The organism is Streptomyces sp. NPDC051041, assembly GCF_044456065.1.
Lineage (GTDB): Bacteria > Actinomycetota > Actinomycetes > Streptomycetales > Streptomycetaceae > Streptomyces > Streptomyces glaucus.
In genome coordinates this window covers 46,211-68,725 of record NZ_JBITFM010000009.1, presented here as the reverse complement: position 1 = coordinate 68,725, position 22,515 = coordinate 46,211, and the positions used below count along the sequence as shown (strand labels likewise).

The following is a 22,515-nucleotide window of genomic DNA, read 5'->3' as shown; positions in this document are numbered from 1 at the left end:
GGTATGCCTCGCACACATCCGCACCCGCGGCGGAGGGGGGAGCTGGCCCCGGTGACGAGGTGGCGCCGCAGAGCCGGTGAGCGCGAGTCGCGCCGTGCCCGGCGACGGCGGGTGGTGGGACTCCTGCGCTCCCAGGGGCGGTACGGCCCCGAGTTCCGTGAGGTGCTGCCGGTGCTGGCCGGGCTCGTGCCGGCGCTGTCCGGCGCGGTCGCGGGCGTCGCGGCGGCCTACCGCGCCCTCGGCATCGGGGTGCCGCTCGCCGTGCTGGCCCTCGCCGCCGTCGCCGTGCCGGTCCTCGTCCGGCGCCACCGCCCCTCCGCGCGCCGGCGCCTCGGCTACTACACCGCGGAGGAGATCGCGGACCTGGACGTGGCGGGTCTGGCGCTGGCCGTCGCCCGGATGCTGCGCCGGGACGGCTGGTCCGTCCGCTTCCCGGCCGGGGAGCGCGTCCGGCCCCGTCTGCAGGCCCGCCGGGGCGACGGGCAGCGGCTGGAGGTGGCGTTCCGGCCCGTCGCCGAGCCGCTGCCCGACGAGGATCCGCCCGCTCCGCCCGCACGTGGGCCCGGCGGCGAGCCGCCCCTGCGTCTGATCGTGCACCGCGGCGCCTTCGGCCCCAGGGACGTGCGGTGGACGCGGGCCGGCGGGAACACCCGCCTCGTGGACGGCGCGCTGCTGAGGCGCTGGGCGGACGGCACGCCCCTGCACAGGTTGATCGACCTCCGCTGAGCGGCGAACGGTCCGGACACCGGCGCGGTCCGCACGCCCTGCGGCGGGCCTGCCGACGGCGGCGGGCGCCGCGCTCGCCGCCCCGGGCCGCTTCGCCGTCCTTCTCACCGTCCAGGCCCCGCCCCTGACGACCCGCCAGGCCCCGGAGGACTGCCCACGGGCCCGCTGCTCGCCCCCTGCGGCTCCCCGTCACCCGGCTCGCCGTGGTCCTCCGCGAGTGCGGCGCGCGCCGGTACGTCGATTCCCTGGCGCGGCGCGCCGCGGGGCCGGGGCGGCGGTCCGGGAGGCGAAGGGCGGGACGGCTCCCGCGCCGGCGCGCGGTGCCGTCCGGCGCGGGAGCCGGGGACGTGCCGGACCGGACGGAGCGTACGGCCCGGCGCGTCCCTGCGGTCCCGTGGCCGGGGACGGCCGCACGCTCCGCCGTCCCCGGCCGCGGACCGGCGGATCAGCCGCCCAGCGCGCCCAGCACCACCTGCTTGGCCTCCTCCTGCACCTGGCCGAGGTGGTCGGGGCCGAGGAAGGACTCGGCGTAGATCTTGTAGACGTCCTCGGTGCCTGAGGGGCGGGCCGCGAACCAGGCGTTCTCCGTGGCGACCTTGATGCCGCCGATGGCCGCGCCGTTGCCCGGCGCCTCGGTGAGGACCGCGGTGACCCGCTCCCCGGCGAGGGTGTCGGCGCTGACCTGGGCCGGGGACAGCTTGGCCAGGCGGGCCTTCTCCTCCCGGGAGGCGGGGGCGTCGATACGGGCGTACGCGGGTTCGCCGAAGCGGGCGGTGAGCGCGGCGTAGTGCTGGGACGGCGTCTTCCCGGTGACGGCCGTGATCTCGGCGGCGAGCAGCGCCAGGATGATGCCGTCCTTGTCGGTGGTCCACACCGAGCCGTCGCGGCGCAGGAAGGACGCCCCGGCGGACTCCTCGCCCCCGAAGCCGAGCGATCCGTCGACCAGCCCGTCCACGAACCACTTGAACCCGACGGGCACTTCGACCAGGCGGCGGCCGAGGTCGGCGGCGACCCGGTCGATCATGCCGGACGACACCAGCGTCTTGCCGACGCCCGCGCCGGCGGGCCACTGCGTGCGGTGGGCGTACAGGTAGGCGATGGCGGTGGCCAGGTAGTGGTTGGGGTTCATCAGCCCGCCGTCGGGGGTGACGATGCCGTGCCGGTCGGCGTCGGCGTCGTTGCCCGTCGCGATCTGGAAGCGGTCGCGCTGCTCGATCAGCGACGCCATCGCGTACGGCGAGGAGCAGTCCATGCGGATCTTCCCGTCCCAGTCCAGCGTCATGAACCGCCAGGTCGGGTCGGTGAGCGGGTTGACCACGGTCAGGTCGAGCCGGTGCTGCTCGGCGATGCGGGTCCAGTAGGCGACGGAGGCGCCGCCCAGCGGGTCGGCGCCGATCCGCACCCCGGCCGAGCGGATCACGTCCAGGTCCAGCACGCTCGGCAGGTCGGAGACGTAGCGGCCGAGGAAGTCGTAGCGGCCGGTGCCGGGCGCGGCCAGCGCCCTGGCGTAGGGCACGCGCCGGACGTCCTTCAGGCCGCCCTGGATGATCTCGTTGGCGCGGTCCTGGATCCAGCCGGTGGCGTCCGAGCCGGCCGGGCCGCCGCTGGGCGGGTTGTACTTGAAGCCGCCGTCGGCGGGCGGGTTGTGCGAGGGGGTCACGACCACGCCGTCGGCGAGGCCCGAGGTGCGGCCCCGGTTGTGGGTGAGGATGGCGTGGGAGACCGCCGGGGTGGGGGTGTAGCCGTCGGCGGTGTCGACGAGCACGGTCACGTCGTTGGCCGCGAACACCTCCAGGGCGGTGATCCGCGCGGGTTCGGACAGGGCGTGCGTGTCCGCGCCGAGGAAGAGGGGGCCGTCGGTCCCCTGTTCCCGGCGGTACTCGACGATGGCCTGGCTGGTCGCGGCGATGTGGTCCTCGTTGAACGCCGCCGCCAGGGACGATCCGCGGTGTCCGGACGTGCCGAACGCCACGCGCTGCCCCGGCTCGGCCGGGTCGGGGTGCAGCGCGTAGTACGCCGTCACCAGCCGGGCGACGTCGATCAGGTCCTCGGGTCCGGCCGGCCTGCCCGCTCGCTCATGCTGCATGAGCCCGCTCCTCCACATCGGTCGTGCGTTCGCTCGCGATCTCATCTTCCCCCCTGCGGGGCGTGCGCTCGCACCCGGCGGGGAGAGGAAGGTCACGGGTGCGAGCGGCCTAGGGTGGGGGCATGATCGAGGTGGAGGTGCTGCAACTGCTGGTGTCGCCCGCGCACCGGCTGTCCGGGCGGCCCGCGGACGGGCCCTCCCCCGGCCCGGCCGACGAGCGCGTGCCGCAGGTCGAGGTACGGCGCGGCCTGGGGCTGGTCGGCGACCGCTACTACGGCCGGCCCGCGCACCGGGACGCGGCGGTGACCATCATGGCCGCGGAGCACCTCCCCCTGGCCGTCGACCCGTCCGCCGACCTGCGGCACACCCGCCGGAACGTCCTCCTGCGGGGTGTCGACATCGACTCCTGCGTCGGCGCGACGATCGCCCTGGACTGCGGGACGGGGCCCGTGCTGTTCGCCGTGAACCGCCCCGCCCGCCCGTGCGCGTGGATGGACGTCACCGTGGGCCCGGGCGCGCAGCGCGCCCTGCGCGGCAAGGGCGGTGTGCGGTGCACGCCGCTGAGCGACGGGCTGCTCGCGCTCGGCCCGGCGTCCTTCCGCGTCGTCGGCGGGCCGGACGCGCGCGCGTGACCGCGCGCCGCGCGGGCCCCGGGCCGTCGCCGGCGCGTCCCGGCGTGCCCGCACCCGCCGGGCGGCCGATCGCCCAATAGTTACCGTAGCGTAACTTACCGAGACGTTACCGACGGTAAGCAAGCGGCGCTAGGTTCTCCTCCCCTGCACTGGAGCAGAGCGAGGAGTGAGCCGTGAGCCGCAGCAGAACCCCTTCGCGTTCCACCCCCCGAAAGCCCGCGCGCAGATCCCGCAGAACCCTGCTGGCCGGCGTCGCCGTCACGGCGGCCTGCGTCTGCGCGTCCGCGCTGCCCGCCTCCGCCGCCCCCGCCGCCGGGTCCGAGCCGGTGGTGTCCCGGGGCGTGCCCATCCCCGCCTTCTACACCCCGCCCGCCCGCCTGCCCGCCGGCGACGGCACGCTGGTCCGCCACGAACCCCTGCGGCTCGGACTGAGCCTGCCGGGCCTGGACGGCCGCCGGATACCGGGCACGGCGACCCGCCTGATGTACACGTCCACCGACTCCAACGGGCAGCGCACCGCTGTGACCGGCGCCTACATCGAGCCGTACGCGGCCTGGAAGGGCGGCGGCCCCCGCCCGCTGGTGGCCGTGGCGTCCGGCACCATGGGCCAGGGCGACCAGTGCGCGCCGTCGCTCGCCCTGCAGCACCCGCTGACCCTCACCGGCGAGACCGTGTCGATCGGCTACGACAACCTGGCGGTCTACCGGCTCCTGGCCACCGGCGCGGCCGTCGTCGTCACCGACTACGCCGGCCTCGGCACCACCGACCGGCTCCACACCTACGTCAACCGCCTCGACCAGGGACGCGCCCTGCTGGACGCGGTCCGAGCGGCCCGCTCGGTGCCCGGGGCGTCCGTCACCGCCGCCTCCCGCGTCGGCCTGTACGGCTACAGCCAGGGCGGCGGCGCCAGCGCGTCCGCGGCCGAACTGCAGCCCTCCTACGCGCCCGAGATCGACCTCGCCGGCACCTACAGCGGTGCGCCGCCCGCCGATCTGACGGCGGTGATGAAGGGCATCGACGGCAGTGCCCTGGCCGGCGCGCTGGGCTGGTCGATCAACGGGTTCGCCCAGGCCGAGCCCGATCTGCGCGACGTGCTCGACCAGCACGTCAACGGCACCGGGAGGGCAGCGCTGAAGGACCTCTCCACCATGTGCGTCGGCGACGCGATCCTCGGCCACGGCTTCACCAGGAGCACCCGGTGGACGGTGGGCGGCACCTCCCTCGGCGACGTCATCGCCGCCGAGCCCCGTGCCCGGGCCGTGCTCGACAGGCAGCGCCTTGGCGACGCGCGGCCCGGCGGCCCGGTGCGGCTGGCCACCGGCGTCCACGACGACATCGTCCCGCACCGCCAGTCCCGGCAGCTCGCCGTGGACTGGTGCGCCGAGGGGGGCGACGTCACGTACGAGGCCGTGAACCTGCCGAACCTCGGCGACAAGATCCTCACCAACCACCTCGCCCCCTACCTCGCCGACCAGGGCGAGGCGGTCTCCTGGCTGGCCGACCGGCTCGCGGGCGAGCCCGCGAAGCCGAACTGCGCGACCCTGCCGCTGCGGCGGTGAGCCGGCCGGTGTTCCGCCGGGCGGCGCGCCCGGCGGAACACCGGTGTCCCCGCTACTCCGGGGGCGTCGGGGTGTCGGGCGTGCGGTACATCGCCTGGACGTCCAGCTCCAGTTGCACCGTCGGGCCGACCACCGCGATCCCGCGCGCCAGCATCGACCGCCAGTTCAGGGTGTAGTCCTCGCGGTGCAGCTCCGTCGTGGCCAGGGCCGCGCAGCGCAGCTCCTCCCCGTAGCCGCCGTTGACCGTGCCCAGGTAGGTGGTGTCCAGCGACACCGAGCGGCTCACCCCGTGCATGCTGAGGGTGCCCAGGAGGTTCCACTTGCTGCCGCCGCGGTAGACGAAGCGCGTGCTGGTGAAGTCGATGTACGGGTAGCGCTCGACGTCGAGGAAGTCGGCCGAGCGCAGGTGGTTGTCCCGCGTGGTGTTGCCGGTGTTGATGCTGGACGCGTCGATGCGGACCTGCACGCGGGAGCCGGTCATGTCCGGCGCGATCTGGATGGACCCGTCGAAGCGTTCGAAACGGCCGTGGACGTGCGCCATGCCGACGTGCTTGGCGATGAAGCGGATCGCGGTGTGCGGCGGGTCGAAGAGCCAGCCGCCGGCCGGCGGGAGGGGCAGCTGCCGGGCCGGCTGGAGCCGGATGTACTGCGGCGTGGGGCTGCTGTCACCGACGATGTCGAGGGTCTCGCGGTGCGGCTCCAGGCCCTCGGCGACGGTCAGCATGCTGTAGCGCCCGGGCGGCAGGACGGCGACGAAGGTGCCGTAGGGGTCGGTGGTGCCACGCGCGGCGACCTGATGGGTGGTCAGTGCCGTGATCGTGACCTCGGCGCCGCCCAGCGGCTGGTCCACGGGGTCCAGGACCGTGCAGCCGAACGCGCCCGCGCCGGGCGGCAGGGGCAGTGTGAGACCCGCCGCGCCGGCCGCGGCCTGCTTGAGCCGTCGGCGCCGGAGCAGTCCGAAGGCCATGGTGTTCACCTCTCATAGGTTGCCAGTGGGGGGATGAGTGCCGGCGCGGGACGGGTGGGGCGCGTGCCCCGCCCGTCCCGCGCCGGCACGTGCGGTGTGCGGAATGATCATGACATCCGTGGGGTCCGGTCCCGACACGCGGCCTCCGGAACGTCCGCGCACCCTGCGCGGCGGCCTCGCGCGGGCCGGGACACGCCTGCTGCCCGGCGGCCCGGGCCGGCGAGCGGGGCGCGCCGTGGAGGCCGGGCCCGGCCTCCGCGGCGCGTGCGCGGCGTCGTCCGCCCCGCGGGCGCGGGTCGGCCGCGCCCGCGCCGCCGGTGCGGCGGGCGGATCCGTCAGGCGTGTCCGAGGATCCGCCGCAGCGCCTCGGTCAGCAACCGCTCGGCGTCCTCGGCGGCCACCGGGTGCCGGAAGGCGACGTACCCGTCGGGCCGGACGAGCAGGGCGCCCGCGTCGGAGATCTCGCTCAGCCGCGCCCAGTCCCCGTAGGGGTCCTCGTACTCCTGGCCGGGGCCGATGACGGCGGTGGCGACGGTGAGGGGCTGGGCCTTCGCCGCGCGCAGCCAGCAGTCGCCGCCGATGCCGGTGAGCAGGGTGAAGCGGCCCTTGCCGACGGTGTCGAGGGTGGACAGGGTGCGGGTGCCCGAGGTGATCCAGGCGTGCGGGAGCTTGGCGCCGGGGCGGGAGGTGGGCTGGTGGTACAGCTCCGGGTCGCGGTCGAAGCCGGGGTCGGGCGTGCCGTCGGGGACGATCGCGCCGGAGGTGTAGCGCTGGTTGAGGTCGACGCCGTGCGCGTTGAACTCGTACGCCTTGAAGGCGATCGCCTCGCGCAGCCGCGCCCGCTGCTTCTCGGCCGCTCCGGTGGGCTCCTTGCGGGCGGCGATGTTGGCCCACAGCTGCTCGGGGGTCTGCGGGGAGAGCCCGTCGAGCGCCTCGAAGACGGGCGCGGTCTCGGCGATGGACTTGTTGGCGCGGGTGACGATCTGCCGGCCGACCGGGGCGCGTTCGGCGCTGTAGCTGTCGAGCAGCCTGGGGTGGGCGATGCCGTCGAGGACGAGCTTGAGCTTCCAGGCGAGGTTGTAGGAGTCCTGGATGGAGGTGTTGGAGCCGAGGCCGTTGGACGGCGGGTGGCGGTGCACGGCGTCGCCGGCGCAGAAGACGCGGCCGCTGGAGTACCTCTCGGCGTACATCTCGTTGACCGTCCAGGCCGAGGAGGACTTGACGGTCACCGGTATCTCGTCGTCGCCGATCAGCTTGCGGACGACGGACTCGGCGTATTCGGCGGTCAGGTCGGGGGCGCCCGCGGTGACGTCGTACCCCCACACGACCAGCCACTCGGTCCAGGGGCGGACGCAGCGCACCAGGCCCGCGCCGATGCCGCCGACGGTGGCGCCGGGGGCGAGCACCCAGTAGAGGGTGGCGGGGCGGTGGGCGGTGTACTTCGTCAGGTCGGCGTCGAAGACGATGTTGATGCTGCCCGCGACGCCCGTCCGGCCGGCCATCGGCAGCCCGGCGTCCTCGGCGACCTGGGAGCGTCCGCCGTCGGCGCCGATGAGGTACCGGGCCCGGATGGTGTACGTGTCGCCGCGCACCCGGTCCTCGACGGTGACCGTCACACCGTCGGCGTCCTGCACGAAGGACTTGTAGACGGTGCTGAAGCGGAAGACGGTGCCGCGGGCGATCGCCGCGTCGACGAGCACCGGCTCCAGCAGGTGCTGCGGCATGTCGCACATGCGGGTGGGGCTGGCGAGTTCGTGCGCGGCCTGCACGAGCGGGTCGTTGCCCCAGGAGCGGATCCGGCCCAGTTCCTCGCCCGCGAGGCTGGTGCAGAACGTCGTGTTCCCCATCAGGTGCTGCGGGGTGGCCCGGGCGACGACCTCCTGCTCGACGCCCAGGTCGCGCAGCACCTCCATGGTGCGCTGGTTGGTGATGTGGGCCCGCGGGGTGTCGGCGAGGCGCGCGTGGCGGGTGACCACCATGGTGCGGACGCCGTAGGTGCTCAGGGCCAGGGCGGCCGAGGCGCCCGCGGGGCCACTGCCCACGATCAGTACGTCGGTCACGACATCGGGCTCGACGGTGTGCACGGGAACGCTCCGGTGAAGGGGGAAGGGGACCGGCCTTCAAGATCATGAAGCGGGGCGGGCGGGCGCGGGTGTCTCAATACGAGACAGCGGACGGCGGGCGGGCGGCGGCCGCGGCGGTCGTCGCGTCCTCGGCCGCGCCCGCTACGGTGAGGGGTGCCATGACCACCGCAGAGCACTCCTCTCCCCCTGTCCGGCATCCCCCCGCCCACTGCGCTCTCGCCCTTCTGCGCCAGGCCCGCGAGCGGTTCCTGGCCGGGCGTCCCCTGCCCGACGGCGTGCCGGAGGAGATCGCCTCCGCGTGGCGGCGCGCCCGTTTCTTCGGCGTACGGCCCGACGCGGCAAGGACGGCACCGCTCCGGCCGCCGGAGTCCGCGCTGGCCAGGACCGCCCGGCCCGTGCTGGAACGGCTCGCTCCCGCCCTGGACGGCGGGCGGTCGGCGCTGGTCCTCACCGACGAGCGGCTGCGGGTGCTGTGGACGGCCGGGGGCGCGCCGCACGGCGCGCCCCGCCCGGACCTGTCCGAGCAGCGGGTCGGGCACAACAGCGCGGCCCTCGCCCTGCGCACCGGCCGCCGCGCCGAGGTGCACGGACCCGAGCACTTCCTCGACGCGTGGCAGGACGTGTCCGCGGTCAGCGCGCCGGTCCGGGCGCCCGGCGCCGGGCGCGTCCTGGGCACGGTGACGGTGGCGTTCCCGCTGTGCGCCGGGTGCGGGGCGCACCCGGCGGCGGCCCTGGTGGAAGCGGCGGCCGCGGCGGTGGAGACGGAACTGGCGGCCCGGTCGCGGCCGGTGGAGCGGGTGCTGCTGGACGCCCACCTCGCGGCGGCAGCGGGGCGGGAGCGCGCGGTGGTCACCTTCGGCGGGCACAGCCGGCTGGTGAGCGAGGCCGCCGGGCGGCTGCTGTCCGCGGAGGAGCTGCGGGACCTGGAGCGGGGCGTGGCGGCGGCGCTGCGGCAGGACCCGGACGGCGGTGGCGGGGCGGACGGCGGTGGCGGGGCGGACGGCGCACGCGGGCCGGACCCGGCCGGGGCGGACCGCCCCGGCGGATCCCGGGCGGCCTCCCGCGGGTCGTACGAGGTCCGGCTCCCGCCCGGCGCCGGGTGGTCGGCGAAGGCGACGCCCGTGCGGCACCGGGACCGCGTCGTCGGGGCCGTGGCCGTGCTGGGCCCGGTGCTCCGCGCGCCCGGGCGGGGGCCCGTCCCGGCGGACGGGCCGGCGCGGGTCGCGCTGGCGGGGCGTTCGGTGCCGTGGCGGCACGCCGTCGAGCGCGCCGCGGAGCTGGCCGCCTCCCGCGCTCCGCTGCTGATCGTCGGCGAGCGCGGCACCGGGAAGACCGCGCTGGCGTGCGAACTGCTCGGTGACGGGCCGGTGGTGGACGCGGCGGAGGGGGAACTGGGCGACGCGCTCGGCCGGGCCGCCGGGCACGGGCCGCTGGTCCTGCGGCACGTCGAGCGTCTGGCGCAGCCGGACGTCGCCACGCTCATCTCGCTGCTGGAGGCCCGTCCCGACGCCCCGCTGCTGGCCACCTACACGCCCGGCACGTCGCCGGGGCCGTGCCTCCAGCGGCTGCTGGACACGCTGGCCGCGCGCTCGGTCGTCCTGCCCGCGCTGCGCGAACGGCCCGAGGACATCGAGGAACTGCTCCCGGCCGTGGCGCCCGGGCCCGCCCCGGGGCGGCCTCCGCTCACCTGGACGCTGGACGCGCTGCGTGCCCTGCGGCGGTACCGGTGGCCCGGGAACGTCACCGAACTCGCCCATGTCGTGCGGTCGCTGGCGGAGCACCGCAGGGCCACGGGCCCCGTCCGGCGCGCCGAACTGCCGGATGCCGTGCGCGAGGGGCCCGCGGCACGTCCCCTGAACCCGATGGAGGAGGCCGAGCGCACCACCATCCTGGAGGCGCTGCGCCGCCACGGCGGCAACAAGGCCCGCACGGCGGCGGCCCTGGGCATCGGCCGCGCGACGCTCTACCGCAAGCTGCGCCGTTACCGGAGCTGAGCGGCCCGGCCGGCGGGCGGTTCCCCGGCCGCGCCGCCGGGCGCCCGGAAGGCGGCCCGCCGCTTTGCGCGGTCGTCAGGTGATCCGGTGGACGAGCTGGCTGGTCAGTTCGTAGCGGGCGCCGACGACGGCCAGCCGGCCGGCGGCCACCTGCGCGGCGAGGTCCGGTTCGGCGGCGAGCTGGGCGCGCACGGCCCGTACGTGGGCGTCGATCGTCGCGTCCACCCGGGCGTCGCCCTCCTCGGTGCGGTCGATGGCCGGGCCTATCCGGTCGGCCAGGTACTGGATGTGGGCGGGCAGCCGCTCGCCGGAGGCGTCCGCCTCCACGGCGGCGCGTACGGCGCCGCACGACTGGTGTCCGAGCACCATCACCAGCGGTATGCCGAGTTCGAGCACGCCGTAGGCGACGCTGCCGAGCACGGCCTCGTCCAGGACCTCGCCGGCGGTGCGGACCGTGAGCAGGTCGCCGAGGCCCTGGTCGAAGACCAGTTCCGGGGGCACCCGGGAGTCGACGCAGCCGAGGACGACGGCGAAGGGGTGCTGACCCGAGGTCAGGCTTCGCCGCAGGGCGGGTGTTTCGTCCGGGTGCTTCTCGCGGTACGTGCGCCAGCGCAGGTTGCCCGCCGCGAGGGCGCGCAGGGCCTGCGCGGGGGTGGCGGGCCGGGGGCGCGGGCCGGGGGCCGCGAAGGCGGGGGCCGCACCGAGGGCGGCGCCGGCGCCGAGGGCCGCGGCTCCGGTCAGTCCGGCTCGCAGCAGCGCGCGTCGGGCGGTGGCCGGGGAAGCCGGCTCGGGGCCGGCGGGTCTGTCGGGGGCGACTTCTGAGTCCACATCGGGGACGGTAGGCGCGAGTCCGAAGCCGATCGCCCGAGTTACGAAAGCATGACCGGGTGCAGCCAAGTCCTGATCGGTTGTTGGTCTGCACTTGACGTTTCCGTGGGAGCTACGGGCGGTGCGCCGCGGCTTCCTTCGCCAGCCGGACGGCCGAGAGCAGGCTGAGGCCGGGCACCGCTCCGCGCAGCACCTTGATCGCCTCCACGGAGTCGGCGGGGCCCTCGTGACCGGCCGCGGCGAGGCGTTCGCGCACCCAGCGGATCCGCAGGTCCGCGTCGGAGGCGGCGGCCGCCTGCTCGATCAGGGCGACGGCGCGCTCCAGGCCGGGGCGCTCCTCGGGGGCGGCCCCGGCGAGTGCCGAGCGCACGCTCTCGGCGATGACGTCCGCGTCCCGCAGGACGAGGATGTTGAGTTCTTTCGACTTTCCCTGTCCGAACATGGGGCCATGCTGGACGTGTCCCGCGCCGGCGCTCAAGCGATATGAGGTGTTCCTGAGCTTCGGGCATCCGCCCGCCCGGCGGCGGGCGGATGTCCCCTCACGCCTTGCCGCCGCCCTCCGCCAGGGTGTGGGCGACCAGCGCGTTGGCGTGGCCGTGTCCCAGGCCGTGCTCGGTCTTGAGCCAGGTGACCAGCTCCATGTGGCGGCTCAGCGGCGAGGCGCGGATCAGCTCCGTCCACTCCGCCACGGGACGGCCGTACTTCTTCTCGATCGCGGGGAAGTAGCTCGCGGGTCCCTTGGCCTTCTCCGGCATGTCGTCCTGCTCCTCGTCGCGGTCGCGGGCGTCCCGCTCATACGCGGTGCGCCCCGGTCGGGTCGGTCGCTTCCTACGACCGGACGCGGTCGCGGGACTCATCGCCCCCGGCGAGTGACCCGTGTCACAGCCGACGGCTTCCGGGCGCCGGGCGGGCCGGCGGGGCCCGCCCGGTTCACTGGTCCGAGTAGCCGATGTCCCCGACGGTCCAGGCGCTCACGTCCGCCAGGGCGACGCGGTACATGCCGCCGGTGTCGGGGATGCCGTAGCTGCCCTGGAGGATCCGCGCGAGGTGGAAGTGCAGGTGCGTGGGCCGGGTGTCGCGCCCGGCGGCCTCCGGGCCGGCGAACGGGAGAGCGAAGCGCCTCAGCCGTCCGGAGTCCCGCAGCACCTCCGCCACGCGTTGTTTCCACATGGCCTCGGGAGCCAGCCGTCCCGTGATGACGGCTCCGGGTACCACCACGGTGAGGGACATCTGACTGCTCTGCTCCGACTCCACCAGTTCGGCGATCGCGAGAAGCAGTTCATCAGGGTGTGCCATGGACCGGGAGCCTAGTGCAACGGAGGAGCGGCGCAGCAGGGTGGTGGGGGGTGTCACGCGCGACGGCCGGGCCGCCGGGGCCGGACCCGCGTGGCGGGCGCCGCGCGGGGTACCCGGTGGATCTCTCGTGGCGGAGCTGCCGGGAAGGAGTCGAACGTGGAGGTCCGCGGAACGGCCGGCGGGAACGGACTCGGTGACCTGGAGCCCGGGACGCGTCAGCGGGACCAGTTGCGCGTGCGCGTCGCCGACATCGCCTGGACCGCGCTGTGCACGGTCCTCGCGCTGTGGGCGGTCTGGAGCGCGGTCGGCGCCGCCCGCGCCACCATCGCCTGGGCGTACTCGGCCGTGGCCTGCGTGCTGCTGGCCGTGGCCCTGGGCGCACGGGCGGTGGCCGTACGCCGCAGGGCCAGGATCCGGGCGGGGAACGCCCCCGGGACGGGGACCCGCGTCAGCCCTGACGGGCCTTGAAACGCGGATCCCTCTTGTTGATCACGAAGGTCGCACCCCGGCGGCGCACCACCTGCGCGCCGGGCTTGGCCTTCAGAGCGCGCAGGGACTTGCGCACCTTCATGGCGGGTGTCCTTTCCCCGGTGCCCCGGTTCAGCGTGTCTCGCGGAAGGCGACGTGCCGGCCGGTCACCGGGTCGTACTTGCGCAGGACCAGCCGGTCGGGGTCGTTGAGTCGGTTCTTGCGCGTCACGTAGGTGACGCCGGTCCCAGCCGTCGACTTCAGCGTGACGACGGGACGCGTGCCGGTGCGTGCCATGGGGTTCTCCTTTCGGCCACCGCGCGGGCCTCTGGCCCGTGCATGTCAGCCACGCATCCGTCAACACCGCCCTCCGCCGGAGCATTCCCGGACCGCCGCGCGTGGCGGCGCGCCACTGTGAGGACGCGCGGGAAGCGGGAAGACGCGCGAATGTGAACACCGTGTGGAGCACACGGGGACGGAGCGCCCGGCCGGAGGACGATCCGGCCCAGGAAGGCGGGTGAAGGTGACCTTGACGGACGGACACGGCAGTGGGGACCACCGGGTGGTCCCGGTGGTGGACTGGCTGCTGGAGACCGTTTCGCTGCGGGCGTTCCTGCGGCATCTGGTCGACGACGCCCTGGCCGTCTCCCGGGCCGATGGCTGCGGGGTGACGCTGCAGCGCCGTCATCGCCCGCTGACCGTGGTCAGCAGCGGTCCCACGGCCGACAAGCTGGACGAGAAGCAGTACGGGCAGGACGACGGTCCCTGCCTGCACGCGTTGCGCACCGGGCGGATCGTGGAGGTGCCGGACACCCACGGGGAGACCCGCTGGGGCGACTACCCCGCGTACGCCTCCTCGCTGGGCGTCCGCTCCCTGCTGTCGGTGCCGGTCCCCGTGCGGACGCACACCGTCGGCGCCCTGAACTTCTACGCCACCGAACCGAACGCCTTCGGCGAGCGGGACAGGGACCGTCTCGCGCGGATCGCGGCGCAGGCGGGCGGCGGCATCGCCCTGGCCCAGCGCCTGAGCGACGCCGAGGACCTGGCGCGCGATCTGCAGGCGGCGCTGCGGTCCCGGGCCGTCATCGACCAGGCCATCGGCGCGGTCGTGCAGCAGCGGCGGTGCAGCGTCGAGGAGGCCTTCGACATTCTGCGCACGACCTCGCAGGAGACCAACACCAAGCTCCGCGATCTGTGCGAGCGGCTGATCGCCGACCTGAGCGGGCAGCCGCCCGCCGCCCGGCCCCCGCTGCCTCCCCGCCCCTGAATCTTCCGGCCCCGCCGGGGGAAGGCGCCCCCTCCGGGACTCCTACGGGACTCCTCCAGGACTCCTCCGGGACGTGCGTCGCGCCCCTTCGCTCCCGCACAACCATTGACAAGGCCCGGTCCGGTCCGGAGACTCCCTCGCAACGCCGAGTGCATATTTTTTCACTACGCGAACAAAGACACCGGAGGAACGGGCGAGGCCCCTCCCGCCGGTGACGAGCCGCCACCGGCGGGAGCCGCAGCCGCTTCGGGCCCCAGAGCCCGTGCGCGGCTCCCGCCGCCTCGCTTCTCACGACGCCGTGAGAGAAAGTGAGCCTCCATTGAGCGCCCCCGCGTCCCCACCGAGCCGCTCCTTCAGAGCCGTCGCGCCCGTCATCGCGCTGTGCTGGCTGGCCGTGTTCTTCGACGGCATGGACGTCAACATCTACGGCGCCGTCATGCCGCACCTGCTCGACGACCCCGGTCTCGGTTTCTCCCCCGGCACCGCGGGCACGGTCGGCAGCTGGACCACCTTCGGGATGCTGATCGGCGCGCTCGCCGCCGGGACCCTCACCGACTGGCTGGGCCGCAAACCGCTGGTGACCGGCAGCGTCCTGCTGTTCTCGCTGGGCTCCGCGCTGTGCGCCGTGGCTCCCGGGGCGGCCGTGTTCGGCGCCGGGCGGTTCCTGTCCGGGCTGGGACTCGGCGGACTGATGCCGATCGGGCTGGCCATCGTCGCCGAGTTCGCGCCGCCGCGCCGGGCGGCCCTGGCCACCGGCCTGATGATGACGTCGTACCACGCCGGCGGCATGGCGGCGACGGGCATCGGCCTCGCCGTGGCCCCCGAGCACGGCTGGCGCTGGGTCTTCTGGGCGGGTGTGCTGCCCGCCGTCGTCGCCGTGCCGCTGGTGCTGAAGTGGCTGCCCGAGTCGCCGGGCGTGCTGTTCGCCAAGGGCCGCGTCGAGCAGGCGTACGCGGTCGCCGACCGCTACGGCCTCGACCGGCCCGGCGCCACGGAGGCACCGGAGGCGGGCGCCAAGGGACGCATGGCGGCCATCGGCGCGCTGTTCGCGCCGGGCACGCGCTGGGCGACCCCGCTGCTGTGGATCGCGTCCTTCGCCGGCCTGCTCCTGGTCTACGGCGTCTCCACCTGGCTGCCGGAACTGATGCGCGCCTCCGGCTACTCCCTGTCCTCGTCGGTCACCTTCCTGATGGTGATCAACGCGGGCGGCATCCTCGGCATGCTGGTCGCCGGCCGCACCGCCGACCGGTTCGGGCCGGTGCGGGTCTCGGCGATCTGGTTCCTGCTCACCGCCGTCGGCACGTTCCTGCTGCGGGCCGAGCTCCCGCTGGGCGTGGCGTACGCCGTCGTCTTCATCACCGGCGTCTGGCTGTTCAGCGCGCAGGTGATGGTCTACGCGGCCACCGCGCGGGTGTACGCGCCCGGTGAGCGCGCCACCGGGCTCGGCTGGGTGACCGGCGTGGGCCGCACGGGCGCGGTCGTGGGCCCCTGGCTCGGCGGCGCGGTGATCGCGGGCGGCGACGCGGGGATCGGCTTCACCACGTTCGCCGTGACCGCCGTGCTCGGCGCCGCGGCCATCACGCTGGTGCCGCTGGCCGGCCGTGCCCGGCGACGCCCGGCCACGGGTCACCGCACCGCGCTCGCGGGCGCCGCGGACTGACGCCCCGGGGCGCCGTACGACCCCGTACGGCGCCCCGGACGGCGTCGGGGGCGCGGCGCGAGCCGGACGGGGCTGCCCGTCCTCGACGGAGACGGCGTCCGGCGGCGGGGCGGGGCGCCCGCCGAGGACAGGGCGTGCTCGGCCCGGCCGCCGTCGTGGTCGACGCCGCGGGCGAGGGTGACGCCGTCGCGCACCTCGCCCGCGTACGGCGTCGCGCGCCGGCCCGCCGCGCCTCAGGCGGAGGGGCGCAGGGGCGGGACCGCGGGGACCTCCGGGGCGTTGTCGATGTCCTCGGCGGCGAGCCGGAACCGCTCGGGGTAGGCGTCGCGCCGCGTGCGCCGGGCGGGCTCGGTGGTGCGCCAGGTGTAGCGGCAGCGGCGGCACTGCAGGACGTCCCAGACGCCGGGGACGGGTGAGGAGTGCAGGGTCTCGACGGTGTCGAAGGCGCAGCGGGGGCAGTGGGTCATCGGGGATCTCCTTCGTGACTGCGGTGACGGACTCCGGGGCCGGTCAGCGGCGGTTCTCCGCCAGGAGCCGCTGGAGCCTGGCGATCCACTCCCCCGTCTCGGGGAGGTCCTTGACCGGGGTGGCGAAGTTGCCGCGCCGGTCGGGGTGCACGGGGGTGGTCGCGTCGATGATCATCTTGCTGGTGACGCCGGCGGGCTGCGCGGCGGGCGCCAGTTCGACGACGGAGAGGTTGGGCACGATCACCACGTCCTCGGACGGGTTGACCTTCGACGACACCGCCCACATCACCTGCGGCAGGTCGAACGGGTCCACGTCCTCGTCGACGACGATGACGGTGGTGATGTAGCCGAGCCCGTGCGGGGTGGTCATGGCCCGCATGGCGACGGCCTTGGCGAAGCCGCCGTACCGCTTGCGGGTGGAGACGATGGCCAGCAGGCCGTGCGTGTACATGGCGTTGACGGCCTGGACCTCGGGGAACTCGGCGCGCAGCTGCTTGAGCAGCGGCACGCAGGTGTTCGGCCCCACCAGATAGTCGCACTCGGTCCACGGCATGCCCAGGTACAGGGACTCGAAGACCGGCCTGGTGCGGTGGGAGACGCGGTCGACGCGGATGACGGGCATCCGGCGGCCGCCGGAGTAGTGGCCGGTGAACTCGCCGAAGGGGCCCTCGATCTGCCGCTCGCGGCTCTCCACGACCCCCTCGATGACGACCTCGGACCCCCAGGGCACGTCGAAGCCGGTGAGCGGGGCGGTGGCGATGGGGGCGGGGGCGCCGCGCAGGGCGCCCGCCATCTCGTACTCGCTCTGGTCGTAGCCCAGGGGCATGCCGGCGACGATGGCCATCACCGGGTCGTTGCCGAGGGTGATGGCGATGGGCAGGTCCTCGCCCCTCTCCTCCGCCTTGCGCAGGTGCAGGGCGATGTCGTGCACGGGGACGGGCTGCATGGCCAGCCGGTCGCGGCCGATGACCTGCAGGCGGTAGGTGCCGACGTTCTGCTTGCCGAAGTGGCCGGGGTCCTCGGGGTCGCGGGAGACCACGGCGGCCTTGTCGAGGTAGAAGCCGCCGTCGCCGTCGTTGAGGCGGAACAGCGGCAGGACGGAGAAGAGGTCGACGTCGTCGCCCTCCTGGGTGTTCTCCCGCCACGGGGCGTCCTCGCGGCGCTCGGGCGCCACGGGGAAGGCGTCCCAGCGCCGGGCGAACTCCGCCACCTGTTCCTTGACCGGGGTGTGCTTGGGCAGGCCGAGGGCGAGCGCGTGGTTGGCCCAGGAGCCGTGCACGTTCAGGGCGATGCGGGCGTCGGTGAAGCCCTTGACGTTGTCGAACCACAGGGCGGGCGCGCCCTCGCCGATGCGGCCGGCGGCGTTGGCGGCCGCCGCCAGGTCGGGTTCGGGCAGGACTTCCTCGCCGATGCGCAGCAGCTGGCCTTCCGCCTCCAGCGTGCGGAGGAAGCTGCGCAGGTCGTCGTGGGGCACGGGAACTCCAGGGGTGTCGTGAGGGGCTGGGGGGAACGCGGGCGCGAAAGGGGGCCGCGGGGCGGTCGTCAGGGCGCGGGCCGCAGGGACCGTGCGGCGCGCATGCCCTGCCACCGCCTGGCGGCGGGCGCGGGCAGGTCGAACTGGTCCAGGACGCGGGCGACGACGTGGTCGACGATGTCGTCCACGGACTCGGGGTGGTTGTAGAACGCCGGCATGGGCGGCACCATCCGCACGCCCATGCGGGCGAGCGCGAGCATGTTCTCCAGGTGGATCTCGCTCAGCGGCGTCTCGCGCGGGACCAGGACGAGCCGGCGGCCCTCCTTGAGCACCACGTCCGCGGCGCGGCCGACCAGGCCGTCGGCGTAACCGGCGCGGATGCCCGCCAGCGTCTTCATCGAGCAGGGCACGACCACCATGCCGTCGGTGCGGAAGGACCCGGACGAGATCACCGCGCCCTGGTCCTCGGGCCGGTGCACGACGTCGGCCAGCGCGCCCACCGCGTCCGCCGACAGGCCGGTCTCCAGCTCGATCGTGGTGCGCGCCCAGCGGCTGAGCACGAGATGGGTCTCCACCTCCGGCAGCTCCGCCAGGTTCTGCAGGAACCGGACACCGAGGACGGCGCCGGTCGCTCCGGTCATCCCCACGACCAGCCTCATATGTCGGCTCCCTTCCGCATTCACGCTGTTGACCTGCACCGACGCCTCCACGTTAGGAGCGTGGGAGTGGTCACCCGCGGTACGCTCGGGACTCGTCATGGGAAGAAACGGACAGTCTGCGGAACGGCCGGTGATCCGGGAGCTGGAGTTCCGCCGTACGGCCGGGTCCCCGCCGGGACTGGAGCTGGTGGCGCTGGCGGGGCTGGCCGAACGCGCCCTCCGGCACGGCAACGACCCGTACGCGCCGCTGCGGCCCGCCTTCCACCAGCTCGTCGCGGTGCGCTCCGGCGGCCTCACCGTGTCCGTGGACTTCACCACCCACGCCCTGGCGGCCGGGGACTGGCTGTGGATCCGTCCCGGGCAGGTGCAGCGCTGGGGCCGGGACCTGCCGGAGGCCGACGGCGTGGTGGTCGCCTTCCCGCCGGGTTTCCCCGACACGGCCACGGCCGCCGCGGTCCTGGCCGATCCGCTGTTCCCCGAGGGCCCGGTCAGCCCGGCCGGCCCGGACGCGGAGGGGCTGCGCCGCGCGCTCGGCCATCTGCGCTACGAGTACGACGCGTTGGCGGAGCTGCCGCTGGAGTCGCACGTCCGGGTGGTCCGGCACCTGCTGGCGGTGCTGCTGCTGCGGCTGGCGAAAGCGCGCGGCACCCGTCCGGGGGCGCCGGTCCCGAACGACACGTTCCGCCGTTTCCACGCGGCGGTGGAACGGGACTTCGCCGGCACGCGCCGGGTGGAGGACTACGCGGCGGCCCTGGGCTACAGCCGACGCACGCTGACCCGTGCCACGGAGGCGGCGACCGGGATGTCCGCCAAGCGCTACATCGACGAACGGGTGGTCCTGGAGGCCAAGCGGGAGCTCGCGCACAGCCCCCTGCCGGCGGGCGCCATCGCGGCCCGGCTGGGGTTCCGCGACTCCAGCGACTTCACCAAGTTCTTCCGGCAGCGCACGGGGACGACCCCGGCGGCGTTCCGCAGGGCGGCACGCGGCGCGTGAGGAGCCGAGCCGCCGGGACCGGACGGCGGGGACCGACGGCCGCGGCCGGACGGCCCTCACGCACGAACCCCGCCCCGGGTTCCCGGGGCGGGGTTCGTCGCTGGAGCGCCGGGCAGGCCTTGCACCTGCATCTCCCCGCAGGAAGCGGGGCGTCTTTCCTTGGACCACCAACGCACTGTCCGGAGCCGGGAGTTCCGGCGCCGTGAACTGGATCAACCATAGCGCACGCGTTCGGCGTTCCGCCAATCGGCCGAATCGGCCGCACGGGTGGGGCCGTGCCGTGGCGGCGCGCGCGGACGGGCCGGGTGAGGATCGGTGGATGGGTGTCGTAGTGCCGGTCCTCTTCGCGCTGCTCGCCGCGTTCAGCAACGCGCTGGCCACGGTGTTGCAGCGGCGTGCCGCGCTGAGTGTGCCGCAGACCCGGGGGTTTCGCGCGGGCCTCGTCGCCGACCTGGCGCGCAGGCCGGTGTGGCTCGGCGGAATGCTGGCGGTCGTGGTCGCCGGCGCGGGGCAGGCGGCGGCGCTGGCGACCGGCCCGCTGTCGCTGGTCCAGCCGCTGTTCGTGCTGGAACTCCCCCTGGCGCTGCTGCTGGCCTCGCTGATGACCCGGCGCGGACTGCCCGCGGCGCTGTGGGCGGCCGTGGCCGCGGTGGTCTGCGGACTCGGCCTGGCGCTGGTCGCGGCGGCGCCGTCCGGCGAGGACACGCACGTGTCCGCCGCGCGCTGGCTCCCGGCGCTGGCGGTCTGCGCCGCGGCGGCCGTCCTGTCGGCCGGCGCCGGGCTGAGACGGCCGCCGGGCAAGGCGCGGGCAGGGTGCCTCGGCGCGGCCACCGCGGTCTGCTACGCGCTGACGGCGGCTCTGCTGAAGGACGCCATGCAGGCGTTGGACACCGGCGGCGCGGCCGGTTTCCTGACCGCCTGGCAGACGTACGCGTTCGCCGCGGCCGGCGTCTGCGCCGTGCTGCTGCTGGAGCACGCCATGCAGGGCGGTCCCCTGGTCGCCTCCCAGCCCGCCCTCACCCTGGGGGACGCGACGGTGAGCCTGCTGCTCGGCGTGCTCCTCTACCGCGAGCACCTGCGGGCCGGCTGGTGGCTCCTGCCGCAGGTCCTGGGCGTCGCGCTGGTCGTCGTGGGCGTCCTGACCCTGGCTCGGCGGGGGTTCGACCTGAGAACCGGACGGTGAGCGGCCCGGCGGCGTCGGCGCGAGCCGGCGGGCGGCCGCGGCGAAAAGCCGGGAGAGCGATCCCCGCATTGGCATGGACCTGACCGGCCGCCGCCGCTAAGCTCCGCTCAAGTTCCCGTGAGAGCGCTCTCACCTCGCGGTTGTTCCGCCCCCACCTTGCTGGAACGACGAAGGGCAACTCCCATGAGACGCACCCGACTCAAGCACGTCGGCCTGGCCGTCCTCCTGGTCCTGAGCGGCTGGACCGCGGCCGGCGCCCTGCCGGCCGCGGCGAGCGACTCCCCCGCTCCCGCCGCGTCGGCGCCGCCCGCCTCCGCCGGCCTGCTGCGGGCGATGCAGCGGGACCTCGGCCTGACGCCGGATCAGGCCGAGGCCCGGCTGGCCGCCGAGCGCCGCGCCACCGGTCTGCTGCCCGAGGCGCGCCGGGCGGCCGGAGCCGCCTACGCCGGCTCGTGGTTCGACGCCGGCAGCGGCAGGCTCACCGTCGCCGTCGCCTCCGACGCCGCCCCCGCGGCGGTCCGGGCCGTCCGGTCCACCGGCGCGCAGGTGCGGACCGTCGAGCACAGCGCGCGCCGGCTGGACGCGGCCAAGGCGCGCATCGACCGGCTGCGCGCGCCCTCGGGCGTCAGCAGCTGGCACGTCGATCCGGCCGCCAACGCGGTGGTGGTCGACGTCGTCGACGGCGAGCGGGCCGACAACGATGTCCGGCGGTTCCTCGCCGAGGCGCGCGAGGCCGGCCCGGTCACCGTGCGGACGGTGCCGTCCGCCCCGCGCACCTTCGCGGCGGGCACGGTGGGCGGCGACCCGTACTACACGGGCAACGCCCGCTGCTCCATCGGTTTCTCGGTCCACGGCGGCTTCGTCACCGCCGGGCACTGCGGCCGGGCGGGCGCGGGGGTCAGCGGCTGGGACGGCTCGTACATCGGCACGTTCCAGGGTTCGTCGTTCCCGGACAACGACTACGCCTGGGTCAGCGTGGGCAGCGGCTGGTGGACGGTTCCGGTGGTCCTCGGCTGGGGCGCCGTTCCCGACCAGCTGGTGCGCGGCTCGGCCGAGGCGCCGGTCGGGGCCTCGGTCTGCCGCTCCGGTTCCACCACGCGCTGGCACTGCGGCACGGTGCTGGCGAAGAACGAGACGGTCAACTACAGCCAGGGCGCGGTGCACCAGATGACGAAGACCAGCGTCTGCGCCGAACCCGGCGACTCGGGCGGCTCCTTCATCAGCGGCGACCAGGCGCAGGGCGTGACCTCCGGCGGCTGGGGCAACTGCTCCGGCGGCGGGGAGACCTGGTTCCAGCCGGTCAACGAGATCCTGGGTCGCTACGGGCTGACCCTGCACACGGCCTGACTCCCCGGGGGTTCCGCCGGACGCCGGACCGCCGGCGGAACCCTCCCTCCCCCGCCCGGCCCTCTCCGCGACCGCCTCGTACCGGCCGGTGCCGGCGGCCGCGACGGCCGCCGGCACCGGCCGACGGCTCGCGCCGGACGCTCCACGGCGCCTCGATCCGCAAGTCGGCCGGTCCATCCGTTACGCCGTTGAAGTCGTCTTTCGAGGCTCTCGGCGGGAAACGGGGGGTACATGGCCGATGCACGGTTCGACGGGCCCCTGCGGAGGAATTCGTTCCTGGACTGCGAGATCGGTCACGTGCCGTCACCTCACGCATTGCGGAACCGGTCCGGGGCACTTTCTCTGAGAAGACGCACGCCACACGGCGTCAGAACGGAGGCCGCGATGCTGTCCCACGCCCTGGAGCATGGTGTCCTGGTCGTCACGGTGGACCAGGACCCCGGAATCGGCGGACGCGCCGAACTCTCGACCCGTATCACCCAGCTGGTCGGCGCCCACGCGCCGACTCCCGTCGTCATCGTCCTCGGCGAAGCGGCCTCCAGCGACGCGGCGGTGAGTGCCGTGCTCCGGGCCCATCGGCTGTGCGCCCGTCTGGGCGTACTGATGTCCGTGGTCGCGCACAGCGCCCCGATACGGCGGCTGCTGGAGGGCAACGCCGACGACCTCTGCCCCCGTCTGGTCGTCCACGCCCGCGTCGACACCGCCATCAGCACGACCTTCGCCGCCGCGGCCTGAGCGGCCGGGCCGCGGGGAACGGGTGACGGCCCCGGCCGCCCGCGGGCGGCCGGGGCCGTCACCCGTTCCCCGCGGCCCGGCCGCTCAGG

Annotated in this window: 23 protein-coding genes; 11 read left to right on the top strand and 12 right to left on the bottom strand. The window is 75.1% G+C overall.

The genetic code is table 11. The features are described 5' to 3' along the window. Positions 1-51: 51 nt before the first annotated feature. Positions 52-726: a hypothetical protein gene (locus tag ACIBAI_RS16845; RefSeq protein WP_399034876.1), complete on the top strand. Its 675-nt coding sequence runs from the start codon at positions 52-54 to the stop codon at positions 724-726. Between the two features lie 445 nt (positions 727-1,171). Here ACIBAI_RS16845 and pgm read toward each other — a convergent pair whose 3' ends face one another. Next, positions 1,172-2,812 (bottom strand): phosphoglucomutase (alpha-D-glucose-1,6-bisphosphate-dependent), encoded by a 1,641-nt coding sequence (gene pgm, locus ACIBAI_RS16840; protein WP_399034874.1) that lies wholly within the window; start codon positions 2,810-2,812, stop codon positions 1,172-1,174. A 122-nt stretch (positions 2,813-2,934) separates the two neighbouring features. On the opposite strand from pgm, the gene ACIBAI_RS16835 reads away from it, so the two are divergent. Then, positions 2,935-3,444, top strand: a complete 510-nt coding sequence (locus ACIBAI_RS16835) for a molybdenum cofactor biosysynthesis protein (RefSeq protein ID WP_399034873.1) — start codon at positions 2,935-2,937, stop codon at positions 3,442-3,444. A 173-nt stretch (positions 3,445-3,617) separates the two neighbouring features. Continuing rightward, on the top strand, positions 3,618-5,003 hold the full coding sequence (locus ACIBAI_RS16830; RefSeq protein WP_399034871.1) for a lipase family protein: 1,386 nt from the start codon (positions 3,618-3,620) through the stop codon (positions 5,001-5,003). Positions 5,004-5,055: 52 nt separating this feature from the next. Here the strand turns inward: ACIBAI_RS16830 and ACIBAI_RS16825 are convergent, their stop codons facing one another. After that, positions 5,056-5,970 (bottom strand): YceI family protein, encoded by a 915-nt coding sequence (locus ACIBAI_RS16825; RefSeq protein ID WP_399034869.1) that lies wholly within the window; start codon positions 5,968-5,970, stop codon positions 5,056-5,058. A gap of 335 nt (positions 5,971-6,305) precedes the next feature. Next, the gene (locus ACIBAI_RS16820) at positions 6,306-8,054 is read right to left on the bottom strand and encodes an FAD-dependent oxidoreductase (protein WP_399034868.1); all 1,749 of its coding nucleotides are present in this window, start codon (positions 8,052-8,054) and stop codon (positions 6,306-6,308) included. Between the two features lie 158 nt (positions 8,055-8,212). Between ACIBAI_RS16820 and ACIBAI_RS16815 the strand changes: the two genes are divergently transcribed. After that, on the top strand, positions 8,213-10,048 hold the full coding sequence (locus ACIBAI_RS16815) for a helix-turn-helix domain-containing protein (protein WP_399034866.1): 1,836 nt from the start codon (positions 8,213-8,215) through the stop codon (positions 10,046-10,048). Positions 10,049-10,123: 75 nt separating this feature from the next. On the opposite strand, the gene ACIBAI_RS16810 is transcribed toward ACIBAI_RS16815, so the two are convergent. From ACIBAI_RS16810 to ACIBAI_RS16795, 4 genes are all read right to left on the bottom strand, one after another. Continuing rightward, positions 10,124-10,876 (bottom strand): carbonic anhydrase, encoded by a 753-nt coding sequence (locus ACIBAI_RS16810; RefSeq protein WP_399034864.1) that lies wholly within the window; start codon positions 10,874-10,876, stop codon positions 10,124-10,126. Between the two features lie 112 nt (positions 10,877-10,988). Continuing rightward, positions 10,989-11,318, bottom strand: a complete 330-nt coding sequence (locus ACIBAI_RS16805; RefSeq protein WP_399034862.1) for a hypothetical protein — start codon at positions 11,316-11,318, stop codon at positions 10,989-10,991. A gap of 97 nt (positions 11,319-11,415) precedes the next feature. Continuing rightward, positions 11,416-11,631, bottom strand: a complete 216-nt coding sequence (locus ACIBAI_RS16800; protein WP_399034860.1) for a DUF4287 domain-containing protein — start codon at positions 11,629-11,631, stop codon at positions 11,416-11,418. Positions 11,632-11,806: 175 nt separating this feature from the next. Continuing rightward, positions 11,807-12,172, bottom strand: a complete 366-nt coding sequence (locus ACIBAI_RS16795) for a hypothetical protein (RefSeq protein ID WP_399034858.1) — start codon at positions 12,170-12,172, stop codon at positions 11,807-11,809. A gap of 156 nt (positions 12,173-12,328) precedes the next feature. Between ACIBAI_RS16795 and ACIBAI_RS16790 the strand changes: the two genes are divergently transcribed. Then, entirely contained in the window at positions 12,329-12,640 is a 312-nt protein-coding gene (locus tag ACIBAI_RS16790) for a hypothetical protein (RefSeq protein ID WP_399034857.1), read from the top strand. On the opposite strand, the gene ykgO is transcribed toward ACIBAI_RS16790, so the two are convergent. Together ykgO and rpmG are read right to left on the bottom strand one after the other, a co-directional pair. Further along, positions 12,621-12,743 carry a type B 50S ribosomal protein L36 gene (ykgO, locus tag ACIBAI_RS16785; protein ID WP_399034855.1) on the bottom strand — a complete coding sequence of 41 codons (123 nt, stop codon included), beginning with the start codon at positions 12,741-12,743 and terminating at the stop codon, positions 12,621-12,623. The genes ACIBAI_RS16790 and ykgO overlap by 20 nt on opposite strands. Positions 12,744-12,772: 29 nt before the next feature. Then, a complete protein-coding gene (rpmG, locus tag ACIBAI_RS16780) occupies positions 12,773-12,937 on the bottom strand; it encodes a 50S ribosomal protein L33 (RefSeq protein ID WP_399034852.1) in 165 nt (54 codons plus the stop codon). A 226-nt stretch (positions 12,938-13,163) separates the two neighbouring features. On the opposite strand from rpmG, the gene ACIBAI_RS16775 reads away from it, so the two are divergent. Both ACIBAI_RS16775 and ACIBAI_RS16770 read left to right on the top strand, forming a co-directional pair. Next, complete coding sequence (locus ACIBAI_RS16775; RefSeq protein WP_399034850.1) at positions 13,164-13,907, top strand: GAF and ANTAR domain-containing protein; 744 nt, start codon at positions 13,164-13,166, stop codon at positions 13,905-13,907. Between the two features lie 319 nt (positions 13,908-14,226). Further along, entirely contained in the window at positions 14,227-15,567 is a 1,341-nt protein-coding gene (locus tag ACIBAI_RS16770) for an MFS transporter (protein ID WP_399034848.1), read from the top strand. Between the two features lie 233 nt (positions 15,568-15,800). On the opposite strand, the gene ACIBAI_RS16765 is transcribed toward ACIBAI_RS16770, so the two are convergent. From ACIBAI_RS16765 to ACIBAI_RS16755, 3 genes are all read right to left on the bottom strand, one after another. Further along, positions 15,801-16,034 carry a non-oxidative hydroxyarylic acid decarboxylases subunit D gene (locus ACIBAI_RS16765; RefSeq protein ID WP_399034846.1) on the bottom strand — a complete coding sequence of 78 codons (234 nt, stop codon included), beginning with the start codon at positions 16,032-16,034 and terminating at the stop codon, positions 15,801-15,803. A gap of 43 nt (positions 16,035-16,077) precedes the next feature. Beyond that, the gene (locus tag ACIBAI_RS16760) at positions 16,078-17,508 is read right to left on the bottom strand and encodes a non-oxidative hydroxyarylic acid decarboxylases subunit C (RefSeq protein ID WP_399034844.1); all 1,431 of its coding nucleotides are present in this window, start codon (positions 17,506-17,508) and stop codon (positions 16,078-16,080) included. A 68-nt stretch (positions 17,509-17,576) separates the two neighbouring features. Next, entirely contained in the window at positions 17,577-18,167 is a 591-nt protein-coding gene (locus tag ACIBAI_RS16755; protein WP_344606182.1) for a non-oxidative hydroxyarylic acid decarboxylases subunit B, read from the bottom strand. A 130-nt stretch (positions 18,168-18,297) separates the two neighbouring features. Here ACIBAI_RS16755 and ACIBAI_RS16750 point away from each other — a divergent pair, with 130 nt between their 5' ends. From ACIBAI_RS16750 to ACIBAI_RS16735, 4 genes are all read left to right on the top strand, one after another. Further along, entirely contained in the window at positions 18,298-19,161 is an 864-nt protein-coding gene (locus ACIBAI_RS16750; protein WP_399034842.1) for a helix-turn-helix domain-containing protein, read from the top strand. Between the two features lie 319 nt (positions 19,162-19,480). Continuing rightward, the gene (locus ACIBAI_RS16745) at positions 19,481-20,344 is read left to right on the top strand and encodes a DMT family transporter (protein ID WP_399034840.1); all 864 of its coding nucleotides are present in this window, start codon (positions 19,481-19,483) and stop codon (positions 20,342-20,344) included. A gap of 183 nt (positions 20,345-20,527) precedes the next feature. After that, positions 20,528-21,691: a S1 family peptidase gene (locus tag ACIBAI_RS16740; RefSeq protein ID WP_399034838.1), complete on the top strand. Its 1,164-nt coding sequence runs from the start codon at positions 20,528-20,530 to the stop codon at positions 21,689-21,691. Between the two features lie 384 nt (positions 21,692-22,075). Further along, a complete protein-coding gene (locus tag ACIBAI_RS16735; RefSeq protein WP_344606190.1) occupies positions 22,076-22,426 on the top strand; it encodes a hypothetical protein in 351 nt (116 codons plus the stop codon). Positions 22,427-22,515: the final 89 nt, after the last annotated feature.